23 protein-coding genes and 1 pseudogene are annotated in these 25,935 nt (G+C 65.7%); 10 read left to right on the top strand and 14 right to left on the bottom strand.

All coding sequences use genetic code 11. From position 1 onward, the window contains the following. Positions 1–32: 32 nt before the first annotated feature. The 7 genes from ACE3RQ_RS06165 to ACE3RQ_RS06135 form a co-directional block, all read right to left on the bottom strand. Positions 33–734: a TetR/AcrR family transcriptional regulator gene (locus tag ACE3RQ_RS06165; RefSeq protein WP_374520960.1), complete on the bottom strand. Its 702-nt coding sequence runs from the start codon at positions 732–734 to the stop codon at positions 33–35. Between the two features lie 200 nt (positions 735–934). Next, positions 935–1,606, bottom strand: coding sequence for a nucleoid occlusion factor SlmA (slmA, locus tag ACE3RQ_RS06160; RefSeq protein ID WP_374520958.1), 672 nt, complete (start codon positions 1,604–1,606; stop codon positions 935–937). A 116-nt stretch (positions 1,607–1,722) separates the two neighbouring features. After that, positions 1,723–3,168 carry an ATP-binding protein gene (locus tag ACE3RQ_RS06155; RefSeq protein ID WP_374520956.1) on the bottom strand — a complete coding sequence of 482 codons (1,446 nt, stop codon included), beginning with the start codon at positions 3,166–3,168 and terminating at the stop codon, positions 1,723–1,725. Between the two features lie 4 nt (positions 3,169–3,172). Next, on the bottom strand, positions 3,173–3,865 hold the full coding sequence (locus ACE3RQ_RS06150) for a response regulator (protein ID WP_374520955.1): 693 nt from the start codon (positions 3,863–3,865) through the stop codon (positions 3,173–3,175). A 31-nt stretch (positions 3,866–3,896) separates the two neighbouring features. Next, entirely contained in the window at positions 3,897–4,796 is a 900-nt protein-coding gene (gene argB, locus ACE3RQ_RS06145) for an acetylglutamate kinase (RefSeq protein ID WP_374520953.1), read from the bottom strand. Between the two features lie 126 nt (positions 4,797–4,922). Continuing rightward, the gene (locus tag ACE3RQ_RS06140; RefSeq protein ID WP_374520951.1) at positions 4,923–5,474 is read right to left on the bottom strand and encodes a phasin family protein; all 552 of its coding nucleotides are present in this window, start codon (positions 5,472–5,474) and stop codon (positions 4,923–4,925) included. 51 nt (positions 5,475–5,525) lie between these two features. Next, on the bottom strand, positions 5,526–6,743 hold the full coding sequence (locus ACE3RQ_RS06135) for a M20 aminoacylase family protein (protein ID WP_374520949.1): 1,218 nt from the start codon (positions 6,741–6,743) through the stop codon (positions 5,526–5,528). Between the two features lie 256 nt (positions 6,744–6,999). Between ACE3RQ_RS06135 and ACE3RQ_RS06130 the strand changes: the two genes are divergently transcribed. Genes ACE3RQ_RS06130 through ACE3RQ_RS06120 form a run of 3 tightly spaced genes read left to right on the top strand, consistent with a single transcriptional unit; the run spans position 7,000 to position 10,488 of the window. Further along, entirely contained in the window at positions 7,000–9,048 is a 2,049-nt protein-coding gene (locus tag ACE3RQ_RS06130; protein WP_374520947.1) for a molybdopterin-dependent oxidoreductase, read from the top strand. Then, a complete protein-coding gene (locus ACE3RQ_RS06125; RefSeq protein ID WP_374520945.1) occupies positions 9,048–10,163 on the top strand; it encodes an aminopeptidase in 1,116 nt (371 codons plus the stop codon). The genes ACE3RQ_RS06130 and ACE3RQ_RS06125 overlap by 1 nt, the downstream gene beginning before the upstream one ends. A 7-nt stretch (positions 10,164–10,170) precedes the next feature. Beyond that, complete coding sequence (locus ACE3RQ_RS06120) at positions 10,171–10,488, top strand: polyhydroxyalkanoic acid system family protein (RefSeq protein WP_374520943.1); 318 nt, start codon at positions 10,171–10,173, stop codon at positions 10,486–10,488. Positions 10,489–10,527: 39 nt separating this feature from the next. Here the strand turns inward: ACE3RQ_RS06120 and ACE3RQ_RS06115 are convergent, their stop codons facing one another. From ACE3RQ_RS06115 to ACE3RQ_RS06105, 3 genes are all read right to left on the bottom strand, one after another. Continuing rightward, the gene (locus ACE3RQ_RS06115; protein ID WP_374520941.1) at positions 10,528–10,782 is read right to left on the bottom strand and encodes an acyl-CoA-binding protein; all 255 of its coding nucleotides are present in this window, start codon (positions 10,780–10,782) and stop codon (positions 10,528–10,530) included. An 81-nt stretch (positions 10,783–10,863) separates the two neighbouring features. After that, positions 10,864–11,649 (bottom strand): type III pantothenate kinase, encoded by a 786-nt coding sequence (locus tag ACE3RQ_RS06110; protein WP_374520939.1) that lies wholly within the window; start codon positions 11,647–11,649, stop codon positions 10,864–10,866. A 40-nt stretch (positions 11,650–11,689) separates the two neighbouring features. Further along, positions 11,690–12,358, bottom strand: coding sequence for a LuxR C-terminal-related transcriptional regulator (locus tag ACE3RQ_RS06105; protein ID WP_374520937.1), 669 nt, complete (start codon positions 12,356–12,358; stop codon positions 11,690–11,692). 197 nt (positions 12,359–12,555) lie between these two features. Between ACE3RQ_RS06105 and ACE3RQ_RS06100 the strand changes: the two genes are divergently transcribed. Together ACE3RQ_RS06100 and ACE3RQ_RS06095 are read left to right on the top strand one after the other, a co-directional pair. Then, positions 12,556–13,770 (top strand): sensor histidine kinase, encoded by a 1,215-nt coding sequence (locus tag ACE3RQ_RS06100; protein ID WP_374520935.1) that lies wholly within the window; start codon positions 12,556–12,558, stop codon positions 13,768–13,770. 10 nt (positions 13,771–13,780) lie between these two features. Then, a complete protein-coding gene (locus tag ACE3RQ_RS06095; RefSeq protein WP_374520933.1) occupies positions 13,781–14,767 on the top strand; it encodes a response regulator in 987 nt (328 codons plus the stop codon). On the opposite strand, the gene cqsA is transcribed toward ACE3RQ_RS06095, so the two are convergent. The 4 genes and pseudogenes from cqsA to ACE3RQ_RS06075 form a co-directional block, all read right to left on the bottom strand. Then, complete coding sequence (gene cqsA, locus ACE3RQ_RS06090) at positions 14,755–16,002, bottom strand: alpha-hydroxyketone-type quorum-sensing autoinducer synthase (RefSeq protein ID WP_374520931.1); 1,248 nt, start codon at positions 16,000–16,002, stop codon at positions 14,755–14,757. The two genes, ACE3RQ_RS06095 and cqsA, sit on opposite strands and share 13 nt — an antisense overlap. A 136-nt stretch (positions 16,003–16,138) precedes the next feature. Next, positions 16,139–16,555: a rhodanese-like domain-containing protein gene (locus tag ACE3RQ_RS06085; RefSeq protein ID WP_374521201.1), complete on the bottom strand. Its 417-nt coding sequence runs from the start codon at positions 16,553–16,555 to the stop codon at positions 16,139–16,141. Positions 16,556–16,759: 204 nt separating this feature from the next. Continuing rightward, positions 16,760–17,260 (bottom strand): annotated as a pseudogene (locus ACE3RQ_RS06080) (MBL fold metallo-hydrolase); the annotation flags it as partial. 11 nt (positions 17,261–17,271) lie between these two features. Beyond that, positions 17,272–17,517: a metal-sensitive transcriptional regulator gene (locus tag ACE3RQ_RS06075; RefSeq protein WP_374520929.1), complete on the bottom strand. Its 246-nt coding sequence runs from the start codon at positions 17,515–17,517 to the stop codon at positions 17,272–17,274. A gap of 287 nt (positions 17,518–17,804) precedes the next feature. On the opposite strand from ACE3RQ_RS06075, the gene ACE3RQ_RS06070 reads away from it, so the two are divergent. The 5 genes from ACE3RQ_RS06070 (at position 17,805) to icmF (ending at position 25,934) form a co-directional block, all read left to right on the top strand. Next, positions 17,805–18,923, top strand: a complete 1,119-nt coding sequence (locus tag ACE3RQ_RS06070; protein WP_374520927.1) for a TRAP transporter substrate-binding protein — start codon at positions 17,805–17,807, stop codon at positions 18,921–18,923. Between the two features lie 57 nt (positions 18,924–18,980). Beyond that, a complete protein-coding gene (locus tag ACE3RQ_RS06065; protein WP_374520925.1) occupies positions 18,981–19,598 on the top strand; it encodes a TRAP transporter small permease subunit in 618 nt (205 codons plus the stop codon). Further along, a complete protein-coding gene (locus ACE3RQ_RS06060; protein WP_374520924.1) occupies positions 19,598–21,571 on the top strand; it encodes a TRAP transporter large permease subunit in 1,974 nt (657 codons plus the stop codon). The genes ACE3RQ_RS06065 and ACE3RQ_RS06060 overlap by 1 nt, the downstream gene beginning before the upstream one ends. Positions 21,572–21,733: 162 nt before the next feature. Next, the gene (locus ACE3RQ_RS06055) at positions 21,734–22,609 is read left to right on the top strand and encodes a PPK2 family polyphosphate kinase (RefSeq protein WP_374520922.1); all 876 of its coding nucleotides are present in this window, start codon (positions 21,734–21,736) and stop codon (positions 22,607–22,609) included. A 25-nt stretch (positions 22,610–22,634) separates the two neighbouring features. Further along, positions 22,635–25,934, top strand: coding sequence for a fused isobutyryl-CoA mutase/GTPase IcmF (icmF, locus tag ACE3RQ_RS06050; RefSeq protein WP_374520920.1), 3,300 nt, complete (start codon positions 22,635–22,637; stop codon positions 25,932–25,934). The last annotated feature ends 1 nt before the right edge of the window (position 25,935 follow it).

Below are 25,935 nucleotides of genomic sequence, written 5' to 3'. Positions count from 1 at the left end.
CCTGAAGGGTGGTGGTGATGGTGAACGAAATGTCAGGCCGTTGGCGCCTTGGGCGCGGCCTTGGCGGCGGATTTGCGAGCGGGCTTGGACGCTGGCGCGCTCTGGCGCTCGACGATGCTCTCGAACGCGCGCACGGCGCGCTGCAGCGAACCGGGCGAGCGCAGAAAACGAACCTCGTAGTGCAGGGCCAGGATCAGGGCGTGCACCTCAAACGCCACCTGGGCGGCGTCGGTGTCGGCCCGCAGGTGGCCCTCGGCCACGGCCATCTCGACCGCGCGCCGCATGGCCGCCAGCCAGGTGCTCACCGAGCTGGCCAGCGCGTCGCGCACCGGGCCGGGCCGGTCGTCGAACTCAACCGCGCCGCTGATGTAGATGCACCCCGAGTCCAGCTCGACCGAGGTGCGCTTCATCCAGTTGCCGAACAAGGCCCGCAATCGGGGCAGGCCACGCGGGGCCAGCAGCGCCGGGTAGAACACCTCGTCTTCAAAGCGGGTGTGGTACTCGCGGATCACCGAGATCTGCAGCTCTTCGCGCGAGCCAAAGTGGGCAAACACGCCCGACTTGCTCATCTGCATCACCTCGGCCAGCGCCCCGATCGACAGGCCATCCAGCCCAATCTGCGTGGCCAGCCCCAGCGCAGCGTCCACGATGGCGGCCTTGGTCTGCTGGCCTTTCTGCAAGGGCTTGCTGGCAGTGGAATCTGCCGCAGCGTGAGAGCGTCGGTGCACGGACATGCGAATGGAGGAAGTGAAGAGAAGACCGCCAAGCGGCAAAAATCGAACGACCGTTCTATTTTTACCCAAAAAAAATGCCCACGAAAAATCGTGGGCACTTCGTAGGGGCATTTTCTGCACAAGATGCGCGCAAAAAACCACAAATGGCGGCTGGCCAGGCATCTTTGCCGGCGACCGGCCACCCAGTTCCCCAGGGGGTATCAGGCGTGCAAGACGGGCAGCAGCACGGCCAGGCCGTGGTCCAGGCTCTCGCTGGGCAGGCGCTTGAAGCCGCTGCGGGCGAAGCGCTGAAGACGCCCGACGCAGAAGGCCGTGACGACCGACGCGTCAGCGGCTGCGTCCACGGTAGGCGTGGCCGTGCCATTGAGCACCGCCACCTCGCGCAGGTTCTGCCGCAGGGTGGATTCGACCTTGTCGAAGAAGAGGTTCATGCGCTGCTGCAGGCGCTCGTTCTCGTATACGAGCGCGTCGCCCACCATGACGCGCGCCATGCCGGGGTTCTTCTCGCCAAACTGCATCAGCAGGGTCACCAGGCGGCGCGAGCGCAGCACCGGGTCGGGCTCGCGGTCATTGAGCTGGTGGATGAGCCCGAACACCGATTGCTCGATGAACTCGATCAAGGCCTCGAACATCTGGGCCTTGCTGGCGAAGTGGCGGTACAGCGCGGCCTCGCTCACGTCCAGGCGCGCGGCCAGGGCGGCGGTGGTGACGCGGTCGGCGCCGGGCTGCTCGAGCATGGTGGCCAAGGCCTGCAGTATCTGCACCCGCCGCTCACCTGGCTTGGGGCGTTTTCGGCCCGCCGGCGCCGAGGCATCGGCGGCGTCCAGAACGGCATCGCTCGGGGCAGAAGACTCGGGCAAGTTCGAGGTCATGGGCGGTCGGTCCAGGGGAAAAATCGAGGCATCCGACATACCGGCTCCCGGTATGCCGCGGCATTCTCGCACACGCGGAAACATCCATTTACGGGCGACACAGCGGCCACATGGGCTCACGCCATGGCCGACTGAAAGCTCACGCGCACGCGAAGGCCCACGCCGCCAGACCCCACATCAAATTGCAGTTGCGTGCCGTGTGCGCGGGCGATGCCGTCGGCGATGGCCAGGCCCAGCCCGTTGCCCTCGCCCTGCGTCCCCGGCACCCGGTAGAAGCGTTGCAGCACCCGACCACGCTCGGAGGGCGCGATGCCCGGGCCGTTGTCTTCTACCTCCAGCCAGACCTGGCGCGGCGAATCGGCACCGCAGCGGATGGTGACGCGCCCGCCAGCGGGCGTGTACTTGATGGCGTTGTCCACCAGGTTGATGAGCAACTCGCGCAGCAACCAGCCCTGGCCTCGGGTTTGGGTGGGCACGGTCTGCAGGCCAATGTCGATGGACTTGGCCGCGGCGGCGTCAAGTTGCTGCGCCAGCACGTCCTCGCACATGGCCTCCAGGTCAATTTGCTCGGGTGGCTGGTCGTCCAGCCGCAAGGTGTCGGTACGCGAGAGCGCCAGCAACTGATTGGCCAGTTGCGAGGTGCGGCGGGCCGCGTCGCGCAAGCGGCGCACCTGGTCCACCGGCAGGCTGACGGCATCGCGGCCGTCGAGCTGGCGTGCGGCCTGCGCCCAGGCCTCCACCTGGGCCTGCACACCGGCCAGCGGCGTGCGAAGCTGGTGGGCCGCGTCGGCCACGAAACGGCGCTGCGCCTGGGTCTGTGCGTTCACGAGGTCAAACAAGCGGTTCAGCGCCTCCACCAGGGGCCGCACCTCCAGCGGCGCCGAGCGCACCTCGATCGGGCTGAGGTCCCGCGGCGAGCGGTTCTCCACCGCCTGCCGAAGCTCCATGAGCGGGCGCAGGGCGCGGTTCACCCCCCAAAGCAGCAGGCCGGCCGCCACGAAAAAGAGCAGCAGGTTGGGCAGCAACACCCGCTCCAGCACGTTTTGCAGCCAGCGCTGCCGGCCATCGGTGGCGGCGGCCAGCATCACCACCACCTCACCCGCATCGGTCTGCACGCGCTGCGCCACCAGGCGATAAGTCATGCCACTGTGCTCAAGGCTCTGGAACTCGGGCTCGTTGGACGATGGAAGGACCACCGGCAACCAGGCGTCGCCCGACAGCCGCTCGCCCAGGGCGTTGAGCACCCCGTAACCGGCCGCCTCCTGCGCCCCTTCCAGAAATTCCACCAATGGGGGCGCGAGCAACACCAGAATGCCGGCCCTCGGGTCATCCAGATTGGGTGTGGGGCCCTCGTTGTCGGGCCGCCGCGCGGTGGGGCTTTTGACCACCGAGCCCGACATCAGGGGCAAGAGGCGCAGCAGGCGCTGGTCTTGCTCAAGGGCGGCGTCGCCTGCGCTGCGCTGGTTCACCACCACGCTGATGGCCACCGTGAACAGCAAGGCCAGCAGCAACGGCACCAGCAAGCGGCGCTGCAGACCGGCGATGCCAGGTGCCAGCGGCATGGCGTCAGGCCGGGGGGGCCAGGTCACTGTCGGGGGCCATTTCCAGCCGATAGCCGAACCCCCGGATGGCGCGCAAGGCCACGCCGGCGGGCTCCAGCTTGGACCGCAGGCGCGAGACGTACACCTCGATGGCGTTGGGCGTCATTTCCTTGTCCCAGCCAGTGAGCGCCTGCAGCATGCGGTCTTTGGCCGCGGGCTTGGGCGCCTGCAGCAGCAGGTACTCCAGCACCGACCACTCGCGCGGCCCCAGGTCGACCGGTTGCCCGGCCAGCGTGACGCGTCGCAAGGCCGTGTCCATGGCCACCGGACCGAAGGCCAGCACCGCCGAGGTGGCGGCCTGAGAACGGCGCAACAGCGCGCGCAGCCGCGCCAGCAGCTCGGGCAGCTCAAAGGGCTTGACCATGTAGTCGTCGGCCCCGAGGTCCAGGCCCTGCACGCGGTCGCGCAAGGCATCTCGCGCGGTGAGGATCAGCACCGGCATGGTGTGGCCATCGGCGCGCAGGCGCCGCGTCAGCTCCAGGCCGTCGGCGCCGGGCAGGCCGATGTCCACGATGGCGGCGTCGAAGCTATCGGTGCGCAGGGCTTGCTCGGCCTGCTCGGCACTGGGCAGGCAGTCCACCGTGTAGCCGGCCTGCATCAGGCCGAGCTTGATGCCGCTAGCCACCATCACATCGTCTTCCACCACCAGCAGCCGCATGGCAACTCCCTGTGCGAACTTGAGGTCGGGCTTAGTGCGATCGGATCATGGTGCCGAAGGGCTCGTTGCCGAGCACCTCCAGCAGCAGGGCGTGAGGCACGCGGCCGTCGATGATGTGCACCGCGTTCACGCCACTCTTGGCCGCGTCCAGCGCGCCAGCGATCTTGGGGATCATGCCGCCGGAGATGGTGCCGTCGGCCACCAGCTCGTCGATGCGGCGCGGGGTGAGTTCGCTGAGCAACTGGCCTTCCTTGTCGAGCACGCCGCGGATGTTGGTGAGCATCAGCAGCTTCTCTGCCTGCAGCACGGTGGCCAGCTTGGCGGCCACCACGTCGGCGTTGATGTTGTAGCTCTCGTTGTGCTCGCCAAACCCGATGGGACTGACCACCGGGATGAACTGGTCGTCTTGCAGAGCCTTCACCACCGCGGGGTCGATGCCGATGATGTCGCCCACTTGGCCCACGTCGTGCTCGCGGCTGGGGTCTTGCTGGTCGGCCAGGCGCAGCTTGCGGGCGCGGATCATGGCGCCGTCGCGGCCGGTAAGGCCCACGGCCTTGCCGCCGGCCTGGTTGATCAGGCCCACGATGTCTTGCTGCACCTCGCCTGCCAGCACCCACTCGACCACCTCCATGGTCTCGGCGTCGGTGACGCGCATGCCCTGAATGAACTCGCCCTTTTTGCCCAGGCGCTGCAGCAGGGTTTCGATCTGCGGGCCGCCGCCGTGCACCACCACCGGGTTGATGCCCACCAGCTTGAGCAGCACCACGTCTTCGGCAAAGGCGGCCTGCAGGGCCGGGTCGGTCATGGCGTTGCCGCCGTACTTGATGACCATGGTCTTGCCGTGAAAGCGGCGGATGTAGGGCAAGGCCTGCGCCAGGATGGCCGCCTTGTCACGCGGGGCAATGGTGCTCAACTCGGAAGGGTTGCTCATGGGGAGTGTCCAGTGGGGTGGCGCAGACGGGGCCGAATGGCCCCGACGAAAAACCTCGGATTTTAGGCGCGCACCAGTGCGGCAACCCTGCTCAGCCCCACCAGGGCCAGCCCGCCAGGGCGCGACTCAGTCGCGGCTGACGGGCGCCTTTTTGGCCGGTGCGCGCCGGGCCTTGGCGGCGGGTGCTGGCGCAGCGGCCCGGGCCGGCGCCTTCTTGGCGGGGGCCTTCTTGGCGGGGGCCTTCTTTGCGGGGGCCGCCTTCGCCGACGGGCGGGCCATGCCCATCACCTGGGCATTCAAGGCGTGCACCTGCTCCATCAGCGCCTGCACCTCACGGGCCGAGGGCACACCCAGGCGCTTCAGCGCACTGGACACCCGCTCCTCCACCATGGACTCGATCTTGTCCAGGCGCCCGACCGCCTTGCTGGTGAGCTCTTGCGCCAGCTCGTTCACCCGGCCGCTGGCCTCGGCGATGCGTTCCTCGGCCACGGCCTGCGTCTTGCGCTGCAGCGACAGCCCTTCCTGCACCAACACGTCAAAGGCCTTGCCGCCCTCTTCCTGCGCCTTGGCGAAAGCCCCCAGGCCCGCGAGCCAGATCTGCTGCGCCGACTCGCGAACCGATGCCGACAAGGACTCGTCGGTGGACTGCGCCGACTTGGGGGTGGGTTTCTTGGCCATGGCAATGCTCCTGCGAAGGGAATGAAAAGGCGCGGCCGATGGCCACGCCGCTCAGGTGGTGGCGGTCGGGCGCGGCCCAGCCAGCCAACGCTGCACCAGGCGCACCCAGTAGGTGGCGCCCAGCGGGATCAGGTCATCGTTGAAGTCGTAACTGGGGTTGTGCAGGGTGCACGGCCCGCCACCGTGGCCCATCTCACGGTGGGCGCCGTCGCCGTTGGCGATGAACACGTAGCAGCCGGGGCGCGCCTGCAGCATGTAGGCGAAATCTTCGGCGCCCATGGTCGGCTCCTGGTCGAGCACGTGCTGCGCCCCCACGATGTCGGTCATCACCTCGCGAGCGAAGGCCGCCTCCACGGGGTGGTTGATGGTGGGCGGGTAGTTGCGGTGGAACTCGAACTCGCAGGTGGCGCCGAAGGCCTCGCAAATGTGCTCGGCGATCGCGCGCATGCGGGCCTCGATCAGGTCCAGCAACTCAAAGGTGAAGGTGCGCACCGTGCCCTGGATCTCGCAGCTGTCGGGCACCACGTTGGTGGCCTCGCCGGTGTGGATCATGGTCACCGAGATCACGCCGGCCTCCACCGGCTTCTTGTTGCGCGAAATGATGGTCTGGAAACCCTGCACCATCTGGCAGGCAATCGGCACCGGGTCCACGCCCATGTGCGGCATGGCGGCGTGCGAGCCTTTGCCGCGAATGGTGATGAGGAACTCGTTGCTCGACGCCATCACCGGCCCGGCGCTGGCGGCCATGGTGCCGGCCGGCATGCCGGGCCAGTTGTGCATGCCGAACACCGCCTCCACCGGAAAGCGCTCGAACAGGCCGTCGCGAATCATCTCGCGGGCGCCACCGCCGCCCTCTTCGGCGGGCTGGAAGATCAACACCACCGTGCCATCGAAATCGCGGTGGCGGGCTAGGTGCTGGGCCGCGGCCAGCAGCATGGCGGTGTGGCCGTCGTGCCCGCAGGCGTGCATCTTGCCGGCGTGGCGGCTGGCGTGGGCAAAGGTGTTGTGCTCTTGCATGGGCAGCGCGTCCATGTCGGCGCGCAGGCCAATGGCCCGCCCGCAGGCACCGCCGTCGCGGCCGTGCACCAAGCCCACCACGCCGGTGGTGCCCAGGCCCCGGTGCACCTCGATGCCCCACTCGGTGAGCTTGGCTGCCACCAGGTCGGCGGTTCGCACCTCCTGGAAGCACAACTCGGGGTGGGCGTGAATGTCACGGCGCAAGGCCGCGATGCTGGCGGCCTGGGAAACGATGGAATCGATGAGCTTCATGGGTCGCGGCACCAAAAAGGCCATGGTACCCAGACCGCCGCCCTATGGGCAGACCACTGCGGGGAAATCCCTGAGGGCCAGACTGGTGGCAGGCCCTGCCGCGCCCGCGCAATCCATCGCCTCGGCGGCGTGAAAGGGGGCCGTCCTGCTATGCTGGTCCGGGCATTGGGGCGCACGTCTGCCGGCCGCACTGGCCAATGCCGTGCGCACCATTGGATTGCCCCCCATTTTTCCGATTCCCACCGGCCTTTTCACCATGACCCCCGACGCCCACCGCGTGCTTGGCGCCTGTCCTCACGATTGCCCTGACACCTGTTCCCTGGTGACCACCGTGGAAAACGGCGTGGCCGTTCGGGTGCAGGGCAACCCCAAGCACCGCCACACCGATGGCGTGCTTTGCGCCAAGGTCTCGAAATACACCGAGCGCACCCACCACCCCGAGCGCCTGCTCACCCCGCTCAAGCGCGTGGGCCCCAAGGGCAGCGGCCAGTTCGCGCCCGTGCCGTGGGACGAGGCGCTGGACGACATCGCCCAACGCCTGAAAGCCATTGCCGCGCGCGACCCGCAAGCCATCCTGCCCTACAGCTACGCCGGCACCATGGGATTGGTGCAGGGCGAAGGCATGGCCGGGCGCTTCTTCCACCGCCTGGGCGCCTCGCTGCTGGACCGCACCATCTGCGCCTCGGCCGGCGCCGAGGCCCTCACCCAGACCCTGGGCAACAAGGTGGGCATGAAGGTAGAGCACTTCGCCGAGGCCAAACTCATCCTCATCTGGGGCAGCAACGCCATTGGCAGCAACCTGCACTTCTGGCGACTGGCCCAGCAGGCCAAGCGCGACGGCGCCCGCCTCGTGTGCATCGACCCGCGGCGCACCGAAACGGCCGAGAAGTGCCACGAGCACCTGGCCATCCGCCCTGGCACAGACGCGGCGCTGGCCTTCGCGCTCATGCACGAATTGATCGTGCACAACTGGATAGACCACGATTACGTACAGCGCCACACCCTGGGCTGGGACCAGCTTCGCGAGCGCGCACTGCAGTGGCCGCCCGCGCGGGCGGCCGAGGTGTGCGGCATTCCGGTGGAACAAATCACCCAGTTGGCCCGCGATTACGGCACCACCAAGCCCGCGGCCATTCGCCTGAACTACGGCATGCAGCGCGTGCGCGGCGGCGGCAACGCCGTGCGCGCCGTGGCCTGCCTGCCCGCGCTGGTGGGCGCCTGGCGCCACCACGCTGGTGGCCTCCTGCTGTCCAGCTCGGGGCACTTCCCGGTGAACCGCGCCGCCCTGCAGCGCCCCGACCTGCTGGGCGAGCGCCGCCCGCGCACCATCAACATGAGCACCATCGGCGACGACCTGCTGCGCCCGGCCTCGCCTGAGTTCGGCCCGGCCATCGAGGCGCTCATCGTCTACAACAGCAACCCGGTGGCCGTGGCCCCCGATTCCAGCAAGGTGGCACAAGGCTTCCAGCGCGACAACCTGTTCACCGTGGTGCTGGAGCAGTTCCAGACCGACACGGCCGACATGGCCGATTACGTGCTGCCCGCCACCACCCAGCTGGAGCACTGGGACATCCACACCAGCTACGGCCACACCGACGTGCTGCTGAACCGCCCGGCCATCGAGCCACTGGGTGAAGCGCGCCCGAACACCGAGGTCTTTCGCCAACTGGCCCGGCGCATGGGCTTCACCGACGCCTGCTTCAACGACGACGACCTCTCGCTGTGCCGCACCGCCTTGGGCGAGCAGGTCGATTTCAACGCCCTGCTCGAACACGGATTTGCCACGCTGGCGCTGCCAGAGGCCCCCTTTGCCGATGGCCACTTTCCCACCCCATCGGGAAAATGCGAGTTCTTCAGCCAACGCCTGGCCGACCAAGGGCTGGACGGCCTGCCCGACCACCTGCCCAATGCCGAGCTGGCGGGCACGTCCGAGCGCTACCCCCTGGCCATGATCTCGCCACCGGCGCGCAACTTCCTCAACTCCAGCTTCGTCAACGTGAAAAGCCTGCGCGACATCGAGGGCGAGCCGCTGCTGGAGATTCACCCGCTGGACGCCAAGGCCCGCCACATCCGCAGCGGCGAGGTGGTGCGCGTCTTCAACGACCGCGGCGAGTACCGCTGCACCGCCCGCGTGTCGGAACGCGCCCGCCCTGGCGTGGTGAACGGCCTGGGCATCTGGTGGCGCAAGCTCGGCCTGAACGGCACCAACGTGAACGAGCTCACCAGCCAGCGCCTGACCGACCTGGGCCGAGCCCCCACCTTCTACGACTGCCTGGTGGAGGTGGCGCCCGCGGAGGCCGGCTGATGGCCCGCTGGCGCCTGGCGGCCACCCTGGCCCTGGTGGGCCTGGGCTCGGCCGGCTGCGCGCAACACACCCCAGGCCTGGGCTACTACTGGCAATCCGTCACGGGCCACCTCAGCCTGATGCAATCCGCCCGTCCCATCGACGACTGGCTGAACGACACGCAAGCACCCGATGCGCTGAAGCAGCGCCTGGCCCTGGCGCGGCGCATCCGCGCCTTCGCGGTGAACGAACTCGCCCTGCCCGACAACGCCAGCTACCACCGCTACGCCGACCTGGGGCGACGCGCCGCTGTCTACAACGTGGTGGCCGCGCCCACGCTGTCGCTCACCTTGAACACCTGGTGCTTCCCCGTGGCCGGCTGCGTGGGCTACCGGGGCTACTTCGATGAAGCCGACGCCCGCGCCTTCGCCGACACCTTGCGCACCGACTGGGAGGTGGCCGTCTACCCGGTACCCGCCTACTCCACCCTGGGCTGGACCAACTGGCTCGGCGGCGACCCTTTGCTCAACACCTTCATCGGCTACCCGGAAGGCGAACTGGCGCGCATCGTGTTCCACGAACTCGCGCACCAAGTGGTCTATGCGGCAGACGACACCGCCTTCAACGAATCGTTCGCCGCCGCTGTGGAGCGCATCGGCGGCGAGCGCTGGTTGCGGCGCATGGGCACGCCAGAGGCGCGCGCCGAGTACGAGCGCTTCGACACCCGCCGCCGCCAGTTCCGCGCGCTCACTCAAGCCACTCGCCAGCGCCTGCAGGCCATCTATGCCGACGCCGCCGCAGACCCGCGAGACCGCCTGGCCCGAAAGTCCGAGGTGATGCACGACTTCCGCCGCGATTACGCACGCCTCAAGTCCGAATGGGGTGGCTACGCCGGCTACGACGCCTGGGTCGCCCAGGCCAACAACGCCAGTTTCGGTGCGCAAGCCGCCTACGACGACTGGGTGCCCGCCTTCATGGCGCTGTACCAGCAACAGGGGCAAGACTTGCCACGCTTTTACGAGGCGGTGCGTCAACTGGCCAGACAAGCCAAAGACACCCGCCACGCGGCACTTCGCGACCTGATGCCTCTCTCTCCATCAGTGGCCCGACAAGCCCCCCAGACAACCCTTCCCTGACACCCGCATGTCCGACATCCACATCCACCGACAACACCACCTGGGCCTCAAGGCCGCCCTCGACATTGCCCAGCAATGGGCCGAGCAGGCCGAGCGCGAGTTCGACATGCGCTGCGCCTTCGCCGAAAGCCCCGACGGCCACGAAGTGAACTTCTCCCGCTCCGGCGTGAACGGCACCCTGAAGGTCACCAAGGACAGTTTCGAGCTCAATGCCAAGCTCGGCTTTTTGCTGGGCGCCTTCAAAGACCGCATCGAAAGCGAGATCGCGAGCAACCTGGACCGCTTGCTGGGCGCAGAGGGCAAGCCACCCAAGCAGCGAGGCTGAACAGGCGAAAAAAAGCCCGGCGGTGCCGGGCGTGTCAGATCAGGACAGGCTCTGAATCAGGTCGATGTATTGCTGCATCGCGTCGTCGGTGGACGTGCCCTTGACCTTCTCCCAGGCGTCCCATTTCGCACGCCCCACCAAGTCACTGAAGCCGGGCTTCTTCTCGGCGTTGTCGCCCTGCGTGGCTTGCTTGTAGAGGGCGTAGAGCTTCAACAGGGTGGCATTGTCTGGGCGCTCACTCAGCTTGGTGGAACCGGCAACCGCGGCCTCAAATGCGGCTTTCAAATCGCTCATGGGAAACTCCTGGGAAACGGGAAAGGGAAAAAGGAAACCCCGGTCTGTTCGCCGGGTGGATTGGACAAGGCCCCGCCGGTCTCAACGGGCAGGGGCGAGCGACGGGGCCCAACGCCGCTGGGCGATTTCCAGCAAGCCATCAAAGATGAGGCTATCCACCAGCTCGCAGGGCGTGGACATGCTGGGCGCCATCTTCCAGCCAGCGCCACCGGTCATGAAACAGACCGGTTCTTCGCCACAGTGACGCCGCAGGTTCTCATACATGCGCTGCACCGCGCCGGCAATGGCAAACGTGCCGCCGCTGGTGAGCGCGTCACTGGTGTTGGTGGGAAAGTCGCGCACCTCGCCGGTGGGCACGTGCAATCCTGCCGTGCCCGATTCCAATGCACGCAACATGATGCCGTGCCCAGGCAGGATGATGCCCCCCAGGAACCGGCCTTCGGCATCAATGGCCTCCACCGTGACCGCCGTGCCCACCATCACCACCACGCAGGGGCGCTGGCGACCGCGCGCCAACAGGCGGTGGCGGGCGCCGATCATGGCCACCCAGCGGTCGGAGCCCAGCCGGGCCGGGTGGTCATACCCGTTGGTCAGCCCGGCCTCGGCCGCACTGGAAACCACCCACTGCGGGGTGACATCCCACATTTCCAGCTGTTCCTCAACCCGGCGCTTCACCGCGTCGCCGGCCACCACACATCCCAACACACGCTGAGGCGGCGCCAGGCGACTCCAGTCGCCCTCTTCCAGGGTCTCGATGTTTTCGAGGAACTGCGCACCGTGCGCGAGCAGACGCGCGCCCACCCGGGGGGTGTCGTAGAGCGCCCACTTCAGGCGGGTGTTGCCAACGTCGATCGCCAGAAAACTCATGGCGGCATTATCACCAGCACAGCGCTGTCGCCGAGGCGACTCAGATCAACCCAATCCAGCAGGCGCGCTGCACTGCGGCCAGCTTGTTGTCGGTGCGCAGCTTGGCCATGGCGTTGGACAGGTGGTAGTTCACGGTGCGTTCGGAACAATCCATGCGCGCCGCCGTCTCGCGCGCGGTGAGGCCTTCGAACGCGAGGTTGAGGCTCTCCAGTTCGCGCGGGCTCAGGCTCACGCGCTGCTCGGCAATGGCCCGCCGCAACATAGGCCAGATGTTGAAGGCCGACCAAGCCAGCGCCGCGGCATCGGCCCGCCCCGAGAACACCCGCGGGCTGAACATGAAGCACTCAAAAGCACGGCCCGCCGGCAGGCTGAAGGACACGCGCACAAAGGTCTGGTGGCCATGGGCCAACCACAGGCGGCGCCAACGCCCCGACTGCTCCAGCGCCGATTTGGAGATGTCCTGCCAGGCCACCAAAGGGGCGTCGCTGTCGCGCCAACCGGCGCCGAAATCGGTGCTTTCCGCCAAGGCCTGGGCTGCCCCCACGAAACGCGGAGGATGCACGGCCAGCACCTCCCGCTGCTCGCGGGTGCCGGTGGGCACCGGTCCTAGCACCACGACCGCATCCACACCCTGTTCCTGCAACGCGCATACCCAATCGGCGAGGATGGCGTCCACGCCCATGCTGTCAAAGTTGACAGGTAGCGTCATGGTTTGAAACAGCTTGTTGCCAGCACAATGGCCGTCCCCGGCGCCCGCTCTGGATGCCCTGGGGTAGCAAAGTATTGAAAGGGGGTCATGTGCCGTTGGACCGGTTGTGGTTGCACAGCGCTAGGGGGCGCTTTTGGCGATGGCTGCTTGAGGAAGTCGTCCACGCGCCACTTGAACCTATTTTGCACCCATCGCGCATGCGATTGCTGTGGATTGGGGTCTTTAGCGTTGCAGGCCATCTGTTGTTTTATTTCATATGGGCTCGCTGGATTCCTCAGCCCTACGAGAACCCATGGATGCGCGCCGCGATGGCCGTGCTCGCATTGATCTACCTTCTGCCCCGTCTGCGCCTGGATCCCGGTTCTGCCTTGAGCGGGCGATTGTTTGGTCTCGCCACTTGGATACAACTCCCCTGGTTTTTCACCTGGATGTACTGGATGAATGGCGGAAACCCGGTCTGGCTGGCCAGCGTCGCAGCCATGATCCTGATTTACTTTCACGCCACCGATTGGCGCCTGGCCACGCTGGGCCTGCTCTCCGGCAGTTCGCTGGGCTGGCTGACCGCAATCTTGTTTGGCGCCGATCCCAGCAGCGTTGCCCACCCTGAAGCCAGTCTGGTGGTGGTGGCCTTTGCCTTGGTGATGGGCTTGATGCTCGGCATGTCCAGCGCCAACCTTCGACGGGCACGACTGATCAATACCTTGAGCACCATGGGCGTGATGGCGCATGAATTGCGCACGCCACTGGCGACCGTCAACCTCATGGGCGATGTCATCCGCAACCTGGCGCAAACCGATGTATCGGAGAGCAAACAAAAGCGACTGGAAGACCTGGCTACTCGCCTGCAGAACCTTGTGCGCAGCATGAACCGCCAGATTGACACTCAAATTTCAAACGCCCAATTGCTACGGCTACCACGCGAGCAAAGCCATATTTCGGCCGCCGAACTGGTAAAGGATGTCGTCGAGCAATACCCGTACCGATCTTCTCGTGAGCGCGAATGCGTACAGGTGCACATCCAGCAGGACTTTCACTTTGAAGGATCGCGACAACTGTTTGGTCAGGTGTTGACTAACCTCCTCAAGAACGCATTGCATGCGCTGGCAGCCGCAAGCAATGCGCCCCAGCCCGGCGACTTGCGCCTGGACGTGGGGATTCACCACGGAAAGGGACGAATTGCGGTGTCCGACGATGGAACAGGCATCTCACATGATCTGCAAACGCGGATTTTCGAGCCGTTTTATTCCACTCAAGCAGGCGCTGGCAATGGCTTGGGGCTAACGTTCTGCAAAAACGTGGTGGAGTCCGCCCACGGACGCTTGAGCGTACATTCCGAGCCAGGACTTGGCGCCGTGTTCATGATCGACCTTCCACTGGTCTCTGCGCCGCCTTCGACCGCATCTGCCAGATGACCCCGACACAATGGCACTGACGATTCCTCTCTTTCATCGACCCGGCAGCATCCTGTTTCTGGACGATGACACCGACTACCTTGAAATGCTAGGGATGGTAATTCCCGCCCATTGGCAAGCAGAGCTCTTTTCTCGCCCGGCACGTTTCGCGACGCGCATGCAAGAAGAGCCCGCTCAATGGGAGGCGGACGCACAACGGCAGGTGCAAATGGTGGAAGCCTGGCGTCAAGGTCAGGCACTGGTGCCACAGGTGCTGCGTTATTGGGCCAACCACCCGGAGCGCTATGCCCTGGCCCGTACCTGCGTGGTGGACTACGCCATGCCTGGAAACAATGGCCTGAATGTGCTCAACAACATGCTGGATTGGCCCGGTTCGCGTGTTTTGCTCACCGGGCAGGCGGACGAACAAATCGCCGTGCAGGCGTTCAATGATGGTCTGATCGACCAGTTCGTTCCCAAACAAGTCACTGACATCACCCGCCATTTGCTTGGCGTGCTGCGAAAACTGGGGTTTGCCGCTCACCCTCGCCTGAACGCCATCTGGCGCGGCACATTACGGCCCGCACAGCAGTCCCTGCTTCAAATCCCGTCGGTGGCCAAAGCACTGCAACACCACACCCAGCAGAACTGGGTCGAGTACGTTGTGCTGGGTGAACCATTCGGACTGCTGGGACTCGATGCGCACGGAAGGGCCCACTGGTTTCAACTGGAAATGGCAGATGGCCTTCACGATCTGGCCGAATTGGCCGCTGCGGTTGGCCTTCGCCACGACGTGACGAAGGCCATCGAAGCGGGGCAGTCTCTCGCGGCCGTTGAACTGCATCAGCAACTTGGCCTCAGCGGACCCGTACGCACCGCCCCCGCGCACGAAGTGGGCGATGATGGCGTGCTGTTCGGTGCCCATTTCGCTCTAGACGAGGCAGAGCTGCCGGCCCCGATCCTCGGGTACCGGTCCCATCTTCTGCAACACGACCACCGCCGAGTTCAAGACTCCTGAGCTGCGCCCATGCGCGCGCGTCGAGCGATGGGCCAGTCCCACGGCTTGACGATGGGCGCGATCTCACGGGCAACGTTCTCCACGTGTGCGATCTCTGCCTCGGTCAGCGAAGCGCTAAGGGTCAGGCGCACCATGGCGCGGTTGCGGCTGGTGGCCGGTGCGCAGAAGATGGCGCCGAACACACCCCGCTCTTCCAGTGCATCGCGCAGGCGCATGGTTTCCGGCTCGGTGCCGGCTTCCAGGGAAATGATCTGCTCGGTGCCCTGGTGGATGGGGTAGCCCATTTCGGTGAGCGAATCGCGCAGGCGGCGGGTCACCTGGCGCAGGCGATCGCGGGCCGAATCGGCCTTCTGCAGCACGCCCACCGTGGCTTTCAAGCCCGCCACCTCGTGCGGCAATAGGCAGGAGCTGAAGATGTTGGGGTAGCTGGAACTGAGGATGTAGTAGCGCATGCTGGCCGGCGCGGTGAAGAAGCCCGCGCGTCCAGCCACTGCCTTGGCCAGACTGGCCGAGATGAAATGCACCCGGTCGGTAAGACCCAGCTCGGCGCACAGGCCAGCACCGCCGGGGCCGTGCGTGCCCAGGGAATGCGACTCGTCCACCAAGATCATGCTCTGGTGCTTCTCGACCACTTCAATCATGGCCTCCAAAGGGCAAAGGGCGCCCGTGGTGCTGTAAACAGAATCCACCACCACCACACCAGGGCCTTTCTTGGCCAGCATGCGGTCCAGGTGGTCGGGGTCGTTGTGGCGGAAGGCATAGGCCGGGGCACGCGCGGCATGAGCCCCTTCCCACAAGGAGGTGTGCGCCATGGTGTCCAGAAACACCGGGGTATTGGCGTCGGCGATGGCCTGAAGCAGGCCGACGTTGGCCGAGTAGCCAGACTGGCACACGAAGGCGTCTTCTTTGCCCACCCAGTCGGCCAGGGCCATCTCCAGCGCGCGGGTTGGATGTTGTTGCAGAAGAAACACGCCCGATTGCACAACAAACTCATTGTTACGGGTCAGGGCATCCACCTGCGCCCCCACGATGTCGGGGTGGCCGGTCACGCTGAGGTAGTCGTTGCCGTCAAGACGCACCGCATTGGGGCCTGGCTGGCGGCCGTGCAAAACGAACTTGCCACCCCAATTGGCTTGCCAGCGGGGCTGGAAATCCCTCTCGATGCGCAGCTGCAAAGTCGCGGCCAGGGTGGGGTTGCGGCGAGCGACGACAGGGCTGTGTTCCAGCGTTTCCATGGAGATCTCCTTCTAAAAAAGAAGACCCCATTGAAAAAAGAAATGCGTGACAAGCCACACCGCCCCTGTCAGTTCTGACAGGGGTTGTGACGCTTTCGACTCAAGTTTGACGCAGGAATACCGACAGGCGGCGCCTTCAGTTCTGGCGCCAGGGCAGACCGTGATAGCGCCAGCCGCCGCGACATCCCCGGTGGGCATGGGTGTCAGGGTCGCCTTCAAAGCCCTCCAGAATGTTGTAAGCCTCGATTCCTAGTTCAGTAGCCCGTTTGGCCGCAGCTACCGAACGTACCCCACTGCGGCACAAGAGCACCACCTTGCGGCCCTGGGCCGCCGCCTGGATCTGGGCGTCAAAGGCGGGGTTCAGGGCCATGCCGGGCCACTGCTTCCAGGCCACAGGCACCGCTTCGGGGACAAAGCCCACCCACTCGCGCTCCGCATCGGTGCGCACGTCCACCAGCACCGCCTCACCGCTTTGCACCCATTGCCAGGCCAGCTGGGGTGAAACATCGCCCGCGTAGGCCCCGGCGCCAACCGCAGGGGCGCGAGGCACCATCAGCAGCGCGCCCTCGGCATCGTGGCGCAGCCCCGACGTGAGGTTGGCGGGGACGGCCTCGTCGATGCGGCGGGGCTTGGGCAGCTGCAGCGCGTCCATGATGGCCACGAACTCGACCTCTGACTTGCCTGCCACACGGGCATTGGTCGCCTTTTCCTGCACGATGCTGGAATGGGTGCGCCCCTGGTAATCGTGGCCAGGCCAGACGGTGGTGTCGTCGGGCAGGGCAAACAGCACCTGCGTCAGGCTGCGGTAGAGGTCGTGCGCGCTGCCTGACTGGAAATCGGTTCGCCCACAGCCATTGATGAGCAGCGTGTCACCGGTGAACACGTGGTCACGCCAGACATAACTCATGCTGCCCGCGGTGTGCCCGGGCGTGTGCAGGGCTTTGAGCATTTCCGCGCCAAAGCTCAGCGTGTCGCCGTGTTGCAGTTGCACGGCGGCGGTGCCAATGCCGCAACCAGCCGGGGCAGCCGTGCGCGCACCCGCCAGCTCGGCCAGCTTGCCAGCACTGGTGATGTGGTCGGCGTGGGCATGGGTCTCCACCGTCCAGAGCAGGCGCAGGCCGTATTCCCGCAGCGTGGCGAGATCGCGCTCTATCTGCTCGTCCACCGGGTCGATGATGACGGCCTCGCGCGTGGCCTGGTCGAACAGCACGTAGGTGTAGGTGCTGGAAGCGGGGTCGAACAACTGCAGCGGCTTCATGGCGTGGTCTCTCAGGAAAAACGGGTCAGCATGTCGGCCACGTCGTCGGCGGGCACCTCGCCCTGCGCAATGACACAACCCACCAGGCTGAAGAAAGTCTTGTCCAGGGCCTTTCGCGCGGCGGCCAGTTGCTGGGCCACCTTCTCGCAATCGGCGTCGCTTTCAATGAGCTTCTGGATGCCGCGAAGCTGGCCTTCAGCGCGCTTGAGGCGCAAAAGCAAGGCGCGCTTGCGCTCGGGATCGGTGACAACGGTCATGCTGAACTCCTGGGGCCACAAAGGCCACAACATACTCCGTTCAGTATTTTAGGTAAGCACCCAAAAATCCACATCATTCGGACGTAAGACCCACCAGGCCCAAAAAATTCACTGCTCTTTGAAGCAATTTTCAAATGCCTAGGGGTGCACCCGAATACCCCTGGCAGTTTCCTGACACGTTCGTCGCGCAGGCGCCTCGAACCTCGTAAAAACCCTGCCGCGCCGAGGCGCTCGAGGGCGCATCATCTTCTTCGGGTCTGTTCCCCACACCACATTCGGAGACACACATGACAGAAAAGAAGACCATTACGTCCCGCCGCGGCATGCTCAAGGGTGCAGCGGTGGCCGCTGGCGCCATGTCGGCACCGATGATTGCGTCGGCGCAGACCACCACGCTGCGCTTCCAGTCCACCTGGCCTTCCAAGGACATCTTCCACGAGTACGCCAACGACTTCGCCAAGAAGGTGAACGACATGGCGGGTGGCCGCCTGAAGATTGAAGTGCTGCCGGCTGGCGCTGTGGTGCCCGCCTTCCAGTTGCTGGAAGCCGTGGCCAAGGGCACGCTGGACGGCGGCCATGGTGTGATCGCCTACCACTACGGCAAGAACTCGGCCCTGGCGCTGTGGGGCTCGGGCCCGGCCTTCGGCATGGACCCAAACATGGTGCTGGCTTGGCACAACTATGGCGGCGGCAAGGAGCTTGTGGCAGAGATCTACAAGTCGCTGAACATGGACGTGATGTCGTTCATGAGCGGCCCGATGCCCACCCAGCCGCTGGGCTGGTTCAAGAAGCCGGTGGCCAAGGTCGAAGACATGAAGGGCCTGAAGTTCCGCACCGTGGGCCTGGCCGTTGACGTGTTCACCGAACTCGGCACCGCGGTGAACCCGCTGCCGGGCGGCGAAATCGTGCCCGCGCTGGACCGTGGACTGATCGACGCCGCCGAGTTCAACAACGCCTCCAGCGACCGCGTGCTGGGCTTCCCCGACGTGGCCAAGAACTGCATGCTGCAGAGCTTCCACCAGTCGGGCGAGCAGTTCGAGATTCTGTTCAACGGCGCCAAGTACCGCGCCCTGAACCCCGAGCTGAAGTCCATCATCGACTACGCCGTGCAGGCCGCCAGCGCCGACATGAGCTGGAAGGCCATCGAGCGCAACTCGCAGGACTACATCGAACTGAAGAAGCAGGGCGTGAAGTTCTACAAGACGCCTGACTCCATCCTGCGCGCCCAGCTCGCCGCCTGGGACAAGACCATCGCCAAGAAGTCTGCCGAGAACCCGCTGTTCAAGAAGGTGCTCGATTCGCAGCGTGCCTTCGCCCAGCGCGCTGGCCAGTGGCAGAACGACTACATGGTCGATTTCAAGATGGCCTACAACCACTACTTCGGCCGCGGAGCCAAGAAGTCGTGATGACCGGCTGGTGAATGGGGGCGCCTGCGGGCGCCCTTTTCTGTTTCGGGAAATCTCATGCAAAAACTATTACTGACCGTGGACCGGCTGTCGACGTGGTTCGGCAAGGCCTGTGCCTGGAGCGTTGTTGGCCTCACGTTGTTGATCAGTTGGGAAGTGTTTTCCCGCTATGTGCTTAACAAACCGCACGCCTGGGTGCTGGACGCGCAGATCATGCTGTACGGGGTGCTCTTCATGACCGCCGGTGCTTACACCCTGGCCAAGAGTGGCCACGTGCGCGGTGACGTGCTGTACGGCTTCTTTCAGCCGCGCACCCAGGCCTGGATCGACCTGATCCTGTACCTCATCTTCTTCCTGCCCGGGATCATCGCCCTCACCTATGCGGGGTGGGGCTTCTTCCAAGACTCCCTGGCCATTCGCGAACAGACGTTCAACGCCGACCCGCTGCCGGTGTACCCGTTCAAGTTCGTGGTGCCTCTAGCCGGCGCGTTCCTGCTGCTGCAAGGCATCGTCGAAATCATCCGCTGCGCCATTTGCATCAAGACTGGCGAATGGCCTTCGCGCGAGGAAGACGTGGAAGAAGTTGACGTCGACAAGCTCAAAGAAATGGTTCACGTGAAAGACACCGACATCGAAGCGCTGGACAGCCTCGTGGTGAAGAAAGGCGGCCAGTGATGAAGATTCGCAAGGAGTTGTATTTCGGCTTCACCCTGATGGGCCTGATCGTCGCGGCGGCGCTCGCGATGGTCTTCAGCGTGGACACCATGACCAACGGCCACTACGGCCTGCTCATGCTGTCGCTGGTGGTGGTGGCCATCATGCTGGGCTTCCCCACCGCCTTCACCCTGATGGGCATGGGCATGCTGTTCGCGTTCTTCGCCTACCACTCGGGCGACCAGACCGCGGCCGGTGCACTGAAGCAGACGCTGGACCTGATGGTGCAGCGCGCCTTCTCGGTGATGGGCAATGACGTGCTCATCTCCATCCCGCTGTTCGTGTTCATGGGTTACCTGGTCGAACGCGCCAACCTGATCGAGAAGCTGTTCCGCAGCCTGCACCTCTCGCTGGCGCGTGTGCCGGGTTCGCTGGCCGTGGCCACCCTGGTGACCTGTGCGGTGTTCGCCACCGCCACCGGCATCGTGGGCGCGGTCGTCACGCTCATGGGCCTGCTGGCGCTGCCGCAGATGCTGCGCGCCGGCTACGACGTGCGCCTGTCGGCCGGTGCCATCACCGCTGGTGGCTGCCTGGGCATCCTGATTCCGCCCTCGGTGCTGCTGATCGTGTATGGCGCCACGGCTGGCGTGTCGGTGGTGCAGCTGTACGCGGGCGCGTTCTTCCCCGGCATCATGCTGGCCGGTCTGTACATCGTGTACGTGATCATCATGGCCAAGATCAAGCCGGCCTGGGCCCCGCCCCTGACGGCCGAGCAGCGCGCGGTGCCCCTGCCCTCGCCGCTAAAGGCCATTGGCGCCACCTCCCAGGCCTGGGCCCCGGCCAGCCTGGTGCAAGCCCTCAAGGGCAAGAACAACCAGGCTGTGTCCACGCGCTTTCTGCTGGGCCAACTGGGCATCTTGCTGATGCCGCTGGTGCTGTTCGTGGCCGTGGCCGGCCTGAGTTATCAGAGCGTGACCACCGTGCCCGTGGTGGAAACCTTTGACGCCTTGCAGCCCATGGGCGCCGGCCAGGACAGCGAGACGAGCAGCGAAGACGGCCTGGCCGAGCCTCCGGGCGGCCTGAGCGAGCCCGAAGGTGCGGATGAGGGCGTGTCGACCCCGCCCGGTGCCGAAGAAGAAGCCACCGAGAAAGCCGAAGCCCCCGCCAGCCCCTCCGACAGCGTGGCCCTGCCACCGGGTGCCACCCCAACGCCGGCAGGCGAGACTGGCCCCACCAGCAAACCCGCCCCCACGGGCTACTGGATCGGCGTGGGCGTGGGTGCCCTGGCACTGGCCGTGTTCTATGCCCTGATGAGCTATGCACGCCTTGAGGTGTTCAAGATGCTGCTGAGCAGCTTCTTCCCGCTGCTCATCCTGATCCTGGCGGTGCTGGGCTCCATCGTGTTCGGCCTGGCCACGCCCACCGAGGCGGCAGCGGTTGGCGCCTTTGGCGGCTTCGTGCTGGCAGCGGCTTACCGGCAGCTCACCTTCGGCGTGGTGAAGGAATCGGTCTTTCTCACGGCCAAGACCAGCGCCATGGTGTGCTGGCTCTTCGTGGGTTCGGCCATCTTCTCGGCGGCCTTCGCGCTGCTGGGCGGCCAGGAACTGGTGGAGCAATGGGTGCTGGGCATGAACCTGTCCAAGACCGAGTTCCTGATCCTGAGCCAGGTGATCATCTTCATCCTGGGCTGGCCGCTGGAATGGACCGAGATCATCGTGATCTTCATGCCCATCTTCATCCCGCTGCTGGACAACTTCGGGGTCGACCCGCTGTTCTTCGGCCTGCTGGTGGCCCTGAACCTGCAGACCGCCTTCCTGAGCCCGCCGGTGGCCATGAGCGCGTTCTACCTGAAGGGCGTGGCGCCGAAGCACGTGACGTTGAACCAGATCTTCGCGGGCATGCTGCCCTTCATGGGGATTCAGATCATCGCCATCATCCTGCTGTACCAGTTCCCGGGCATCGGCCTGTGGCTGCCGGAGGTGCTGTACAAGTAAGAACCGGTCGCGCGGGTCACACTGGCCCGCCCCCCCGGAAACCCCAAGGGGCGCTGCGGCGCCCCTTTTTTCATGGCCGAAACGCGCTACCATTGACGTTTACGTTAACGTCAATCTGGTACAACCCGGTTAGGGTATTGAACCGCCGCCCAAGGAGACGCGATGCCAGGCCCCAGTGACGCCCATCTGCCATTCCCCGAGGCCGCCCTGCGCGCGCCCAAGGGCAGCGCATGGCGCGCCTGGCAGATCACGCCCTCGGCCCGCGCGGTGTCGCTGGCCGACCTGAGCCCCGCGGCCAAGCCTTTCTCTGGTGGCGACAAGGCCGCCGACAAGACCGCGGTGGAGTCGCTGGCCACCCAGATCGACGAGCTGCAAGAGCTGTTCTACGCCGACGCCCGCTACCGCCTGCTGGTGGTGCTGCAGGGCATGGACACCTCAGGCAAGGACGGCACGTTGCGCGGCGTGTTCTCGCGCACCAGCCCGCTGGGCGTGCACACCGTGGGCTGGAAGGCCCCCACCGAGCCCGAGCGCGCGCGCGACTACCTCTGGCGCATCCACCAGCGCGTGCCGGCCAACGGCGAGATCGTGTTGTTCAACCGCAGCCACTACGAAGACGTGCTGGTGCCGGTGGTGAACCACTGGATCACGCCCGAGCAGACCGAGCAGCGCTACGCCCACATCAACGACTTTGAGCGCCTGCTGGCAGAAACCGGCACGGTGATCCTGAAGTTCATGCTGCACATCAGCCGCGACGAACAGCGCGAGCGCCTGCAAGAGCGCGTGGACGACCCGCGCAAGCACTGGAAGTTCAGCCACGGCGACCTGGAAGTGCGCAAGCAATGGGACGACTACCAGGGCGCCTACGAACAACTGCTGGCCAAGACCAGCACCGACTGGGCACCCTGGACGGTGGTGCCCGCCGATTCCAAGACCCACCGCAACCTGATGATCGCCACCATCGTGCGCGACACGCTCAAGGCGCTGGACCTGCGTTACCCGCCCGAAGACCCTTCCCTCAAGGGCCTTCGCATCGACTGACACCCACCGTAGAGAGAGACAGACCATGACCAACCTTGCCGCCGACTACCAGGCACTGGCCAACTACCGCCCCACCCACAAGGTGCGCTTCGTCACCGCCGCCAGCCTGTTCGATGGCCACGACGCCGCCATCAACATCATGCGCCGCATCCTGCAGGGCATGGGCGCCGAGGTGATCCACCTGGGCCACAACCGCAGCGTGGACGAGGTGGTGAGCGCCGCCCTGCAGGAAGACGCGCAGGGCATCGCGGTGTCCAGCTACCAGGGCGGGCACAACGAGTACTTCAGCTACATGGTCGATCTGCTGCAGCAACGCGGTGGCGAGCAGGTGCAGGTGTTTGGCGGCGGCGGCGGCGTGATCGTGCCCGAAGAAATCCGCATGCTGGCCGAGCGCGGCGTGCGCATCTACAGCCCCGAAGACGGCCAGCGCATGGGCCTGGCCGGCATGATCGGCGAGATGGTGATGCGCTGCGACAAGAGCCTCTCGGCGCTGGCGCCCAAGAGCCTGTCGGCCATTCAGCCCGACGCCACCGACCCCACCCGCCACTGGCGCGCCCTGGCGCAGTTCATCACCACGCTGGACAACGGCGACGCCGACCCGGCCCTGGTGACGCAGTTGCGCGAGGCGGCAGCGCAGGTGAAGACGCCGGTGCTGGGCATCACCGGCACGGGTGGCGCGGGCAAATCGAGCCTCACCGACGAACTCATCCGCCGCTTCCGCCTGGACCAGGACGACCGCCTGCGCATCGCGGTCATCAGCATCGACCCCTCGCGCCGCAAGAGCGGTGGCGCCCTGCTGGGCGACCGCATCCGCATGAACGCCATTGGCCCGTGGCAGAGCGGCCAGCGCGTGTACATGCGCAGCCTGGCCACGCGCGACACCGGCAGCGAGATCAGCGCCGCCCTGCCCGACGTGGTGGCCGCCTGCAAGGTGGCGGGCTTTGACCTCATCATCGTGGAGACCTCGGGCATCGGCCAGGGCGACGCGGCCATCGTGCCCTACGTGGACGTGCCCATGTACGTGATGACGCCCGAGTTCGGCGCGGCCAGCCAGCTCGAGAAGATCGACATGCTCGACTTCGCCGCCTTCGTGGCCATCAACAAGTTCGACCGCAAGGGCTCGCTTGACGCCCTGCGCGACGTGGCCAAGCAGGTGCAGCGCAACCGCGAGGCCTGGATGACGCCAATCGAGCAGATGCCGGTGTACGGCACCATGGCCGCGCGCTTCAACGACGACGGCGTCACCTCGCTCTACCAGGCCCTGAAGGCCAAGCTGGGTGAACTGGGCCTGCCGCTCACCGAAGGCCGCCTGCCCGCGGTGAACGTGCGCCACAGCACCAACCAGACCCCCATCGTGCCGGCCGCGCGCACCCGCTACCTGGCCGAAATCAGCGACACGGTGCGCGGCTACAAGCGCCGCGCCCATCAGCAGGCCAAGCTGGCCCGCGAGATTCAGCAGTTGCGCGCCGCCGCCGCCATGCTGGCGGTGGACAAGCCCAACCGGCCCAAGGCGTCCGAGGCCGCCATTGACCTGGCCCAGCAGCGCGAACTCGACCAAGACCCGACCGCCCGCAAGCTGCTGCAGCAGTGGCCGGACATGCAGAAGGCCTACGCCGGTGACGAGTACGTGGTGAAGATCCGCGACAAGGAAATCCGCACCGCGCTCACCACCCGCAGCCTCTCGGGCACCGTCATCCGCAAGGTGGCGCTGCCCCAGTACGAAGACCACGGCGAACAGCTCAAGTGGCTGATGCTGGAGAACGTGCCCGGCAGCTTCCCCTACACCGCCGGCACCTTTGCCTTCAAGCGAGAAGGCGAAGACCCCACCCGCATGTTCGCGGGCGAGGGCGACCCCTTCCGCACCAACAAGCGCTTCAAGCTGCTCTCGGAAGGCATGCCGGCCAAGCGCCTGTCCACCGCCTTCGACTCGGTCACGCTCTACGGCAACGACCCCGACCCGCGCCCGGACATCTACGGCAAGGTGGGCAACTCGGGCGTGAGCATCGCCACGCTGGACGACATGAAGGTGCTGTACAGCGGCTTTGACCTGTGCCACCCGGCCACCTCGGTGTCCATGACGATCAATGGCCCGGCGCCCAGCATCCTGGCCATGTTCATGAACACGGCCATCGACCAGAACATCGAGAAGTTCAAGGCCGACAACGGCCGCGAGCCCACCGAGACCGAGGCCGCCAAGATTCGCGAGTGGGTGCTGTCCAACGTGCGTGGCACGGTGCAGGCCGATATCCTGAAGGAAGACCAGGGCCAGAACACCTGCATCTTCAGCACCGAGTTCAGCCTGAAGGTGATGGGCGACATCGCCGAGTACTTCGTGCACCACGACGTGCGCAACTTCTACTCGGTGTCCATCAGCGGTTACCACATCGCCGAGGCCGGCGCGAACCCGATCTCGCAATTGGCCTTCACGCTATCGAATGGCTTCACGCTGGTCGAGGCTTACCTGGCGCGCGGCATGCACATCGATGACTTCGCGCCCAACCTGAGCTTCTTCTTCAGCAACGGCATGGACCCGGAGTACACCGTGCTGGGCCGCGTGGCGCGCCGCATCTGGGCCGTGGCCATGAAAGAGAAGTACGGCGCCAACGAGCGCAGCCAGAAACTCAAGTACCACATCCAGACCAGCGGCCGCAGCCTGCACGCGCAAGAGATTCAGTTCAACGACATCCGCACCACGCTGCAGGCCCTGATCGCCATCTACGACAACTGCAACAGCCTGCACACCAACGCCTTCGACGAGGCCATCACCACGCCCACCGAAGACTCGGTGCGCCGCGCCATGGCGATCCAGCTCATCATCAACCGCGAGTGGGGCCTGGCCAAGAACGAGAACCCGAACCAGGGCGCTTTCATCATCGACGAGCTGACCGAGCTGGTGGAAGAGGCGGTGCTGGCCGAGTTCGAGAAGATCGCCGAGCGCGGCGGTGTGCTGGGCGCCATGGAGACCGGCTACCAGCGCAGCAAGATTCAAGACGAATCGATGCACTACGAGATGCTCAAGCACACCGGCGAGCTGCCCATCATCGGCGTGAACACCTTCCGCAACCCCAAGGGTGACCCCATCCCCGAGGCGCTGGAACTGGCCCGCTCCACCGACGAAGAGAAGCAGAACCAGCTCAAGCGCCTGCAAGACTTCCACACCCGCCACGCCAACGAAGCGCCGGCCATGCTGGCGCGCCTGCAGCAGGCGGTGATCGAGAACCGCAACGTGTTCGAGGTGCTGATGGACGCGGTGCGCGTGTGCTCGCTGGGCCAGATCACCTCGGCCCTGTTCGAGGTGGGCGGTCAGTACCGCCGCAACATGTAAG

The organism is Hydrogenophaga sp. (assembly GCF_041913525.1).
Lineage (GTDB): Bacteria > Pseudomonadota > Gammaproteobacteria > Burkholderiales > Burkholderiaceae_C > Hydrogenophaga.
This window is presented reverse-complemented; position numbering and strand designations above follow the sequence as displayed.

Excerpts from the sequence above, each read along its gene's own strand:
- ACE3RQ_RS06165 (WP_374520960.1), bottom strand. The coding sequence starts at position 734 with ATGTCCGTGCACCGACGCTCTCACGCTGCGGCAGATTCCACTGCCAGC.
- slmA (WP_374520958.1), bottom strand. The coding sequence starts at position 1,606 with ATGACCTCGAACTTGCCCGAGTCTTCTGCCCCGAGCGATGCCGTTCTG.
- ACE3RQ_RS06155 (WP_374520956.1), bottom strand. The coding sequence starts at position 3,168 with ATGCCGCTGGCACCTGGCATCGCCGGTCTGCAGCGCCGCTTGCTGGTG.
- ACE3RQ_RS06150 (WP_374520955.1), bottom strand. The coding sequence starts at position 3,865 with ATGCGGCTGCTGGTGGTGGAAGACGATGTGATGGTGGCTAGCGGCATC.
- argB (WP_374520953.1), bottom strand. The coding sequence starts at position 4,796 with ATGAGCAACCCTTCCGAGTTGAGCACCATTGCCCCGCGTGACAAGGCG.
- ACE3RQ_RS06140 (WP_374520951.1), bottom strand. The coding sequence starts at position 5,474 with ATGGCCAAGAAACCCACCCCCAAGTCGGCGCAGTCCACCGACGAGTCC.
- ACE3RQ_RS06135 (WP_374520949.1), bottom strand. The coding sequence starts at position 6,743 with ATGAAGCTCATCGATTCCATCGTTTCCCAGGCCGCCAGCATCGCGGCC.
- ACE3RQ_RS06130 (WP_374520947.1), top strand. The coding sequence starts at position 7,000 with ATGACCCCCGACGCCCACCGCGTGCTTGGCGCCTGTCCTCACGATTGC.
- ACE3RQ_RS06125 (WP_374520945.1), top strand. The coding sequence starts at position 9,048 with ATGGCCCGCTGGCGCCTGGCGGCCACCCTGGCCCTGGTGGGCCTGGGC.
- ACE3RQ_RS06120 (WP_374520943.1), top strand. The coding sequence starts at position 10,171 with ATGTCCGACATCCACATCCACCGACAACACCACCTGGGCCTCAAGGCC.
- ACE3RQ_RS06115 (WP_374520941.1), bottom strand. The coding sequence starts at position 10,782 with ATGAGCGATTTGAAAGCCGCATTTGAGGCCGCGGTTGCCGGTTCCACC.
- ACE3RQ_RS06110 (WP_374520939.1), bottom strand. The coding sequence starts at position 11,649 with ATGAGTTTTCTGGCGATCGACGTTGGCAACACCCGCCTGAAGTGGGCG.
- ACE3RQ_RS06105 (WP_374520937.1), bottom strand. The coding sequence starts at position 12,358 with ATGACGCTACCTGTCAACTTTGACAGCATGGGCGTGGACGCCATCCTC.
- ACE3RQ_RS06100 (WP_374520935.1), top strand. The coding sequence starts at position 12,556 with ATGCGATTGCTGTGGATTGGGGTCTTTAGCGTTGCAGGCCATCTGTTG.
- ACE3RQ_RS06095 (WP_374520933.1), top strand. The coding sequence starts at position 13,781 with ATGGCACTGACGATTCCTCTCTTTCATCGACCCGGCAGCATCCTGTTT.
- cqsA (WP_374520931.1), bottom strand. The coding sequence starts at position 16,002 with ATGGAAACGCTGGAACACAGCCCTGTCGTCGCTCGCCGCAACCCCACC.
- ACE3RQ_RS06085 (WP_374521201.1), bottom strand. The coding sequence starts at position 16,555 with ATGGTGCCTCGCGCCCCTGCGGTTGGCGCCGGGGCCTACGCGGGCGAT.
- ACE3RQ_RS06075 (WP_374520929.1), bottom strand. The coding sequence starts at position 17,517 with ATGACCGTTGTCACCGATCCCGAGCGCAAGCGCGCCTTGCTTTTGCGC.
- ACE3RQ_RS06070 (WP_374520927.1), top strand. The coding sequence starts at position 17,805 with ATGACAGAAAAGAAGACCATTACGTCCCGCCGCGGCATGCTCAAGGGT.
- ACE3RQ_RS06065 (WP_374520925.1), top strand. The coding sequence starts at position 18,981 with ATGCAAAAACTATTACTGACCGTGGACCGGCTGTCGACGTGGTTCGGC.
- ACE3RQ_RS06060 (WP_374520924.1), top strand. The coding sequence starts at position 19,598 with ATGAAGATTCGCAAGGAGTTGTATTTCGGCTTCACCCTGATGGGCCTG.
- ACE3RQ_RS06055 (WP_374520922.1), top strand. The coding sequence starts at position 21,734 with ATGCCAGGCCCCAGTGACGCCCATCTGCCATTCCCCGAGGCCGCCCTG.
- icmF (WP_374520920.1), top strand. The coding sequence starts at position 22,635 with ATGACCAACCTTGCCGCCGACTACCAGGCACTGGCCAACTACCGCCCC.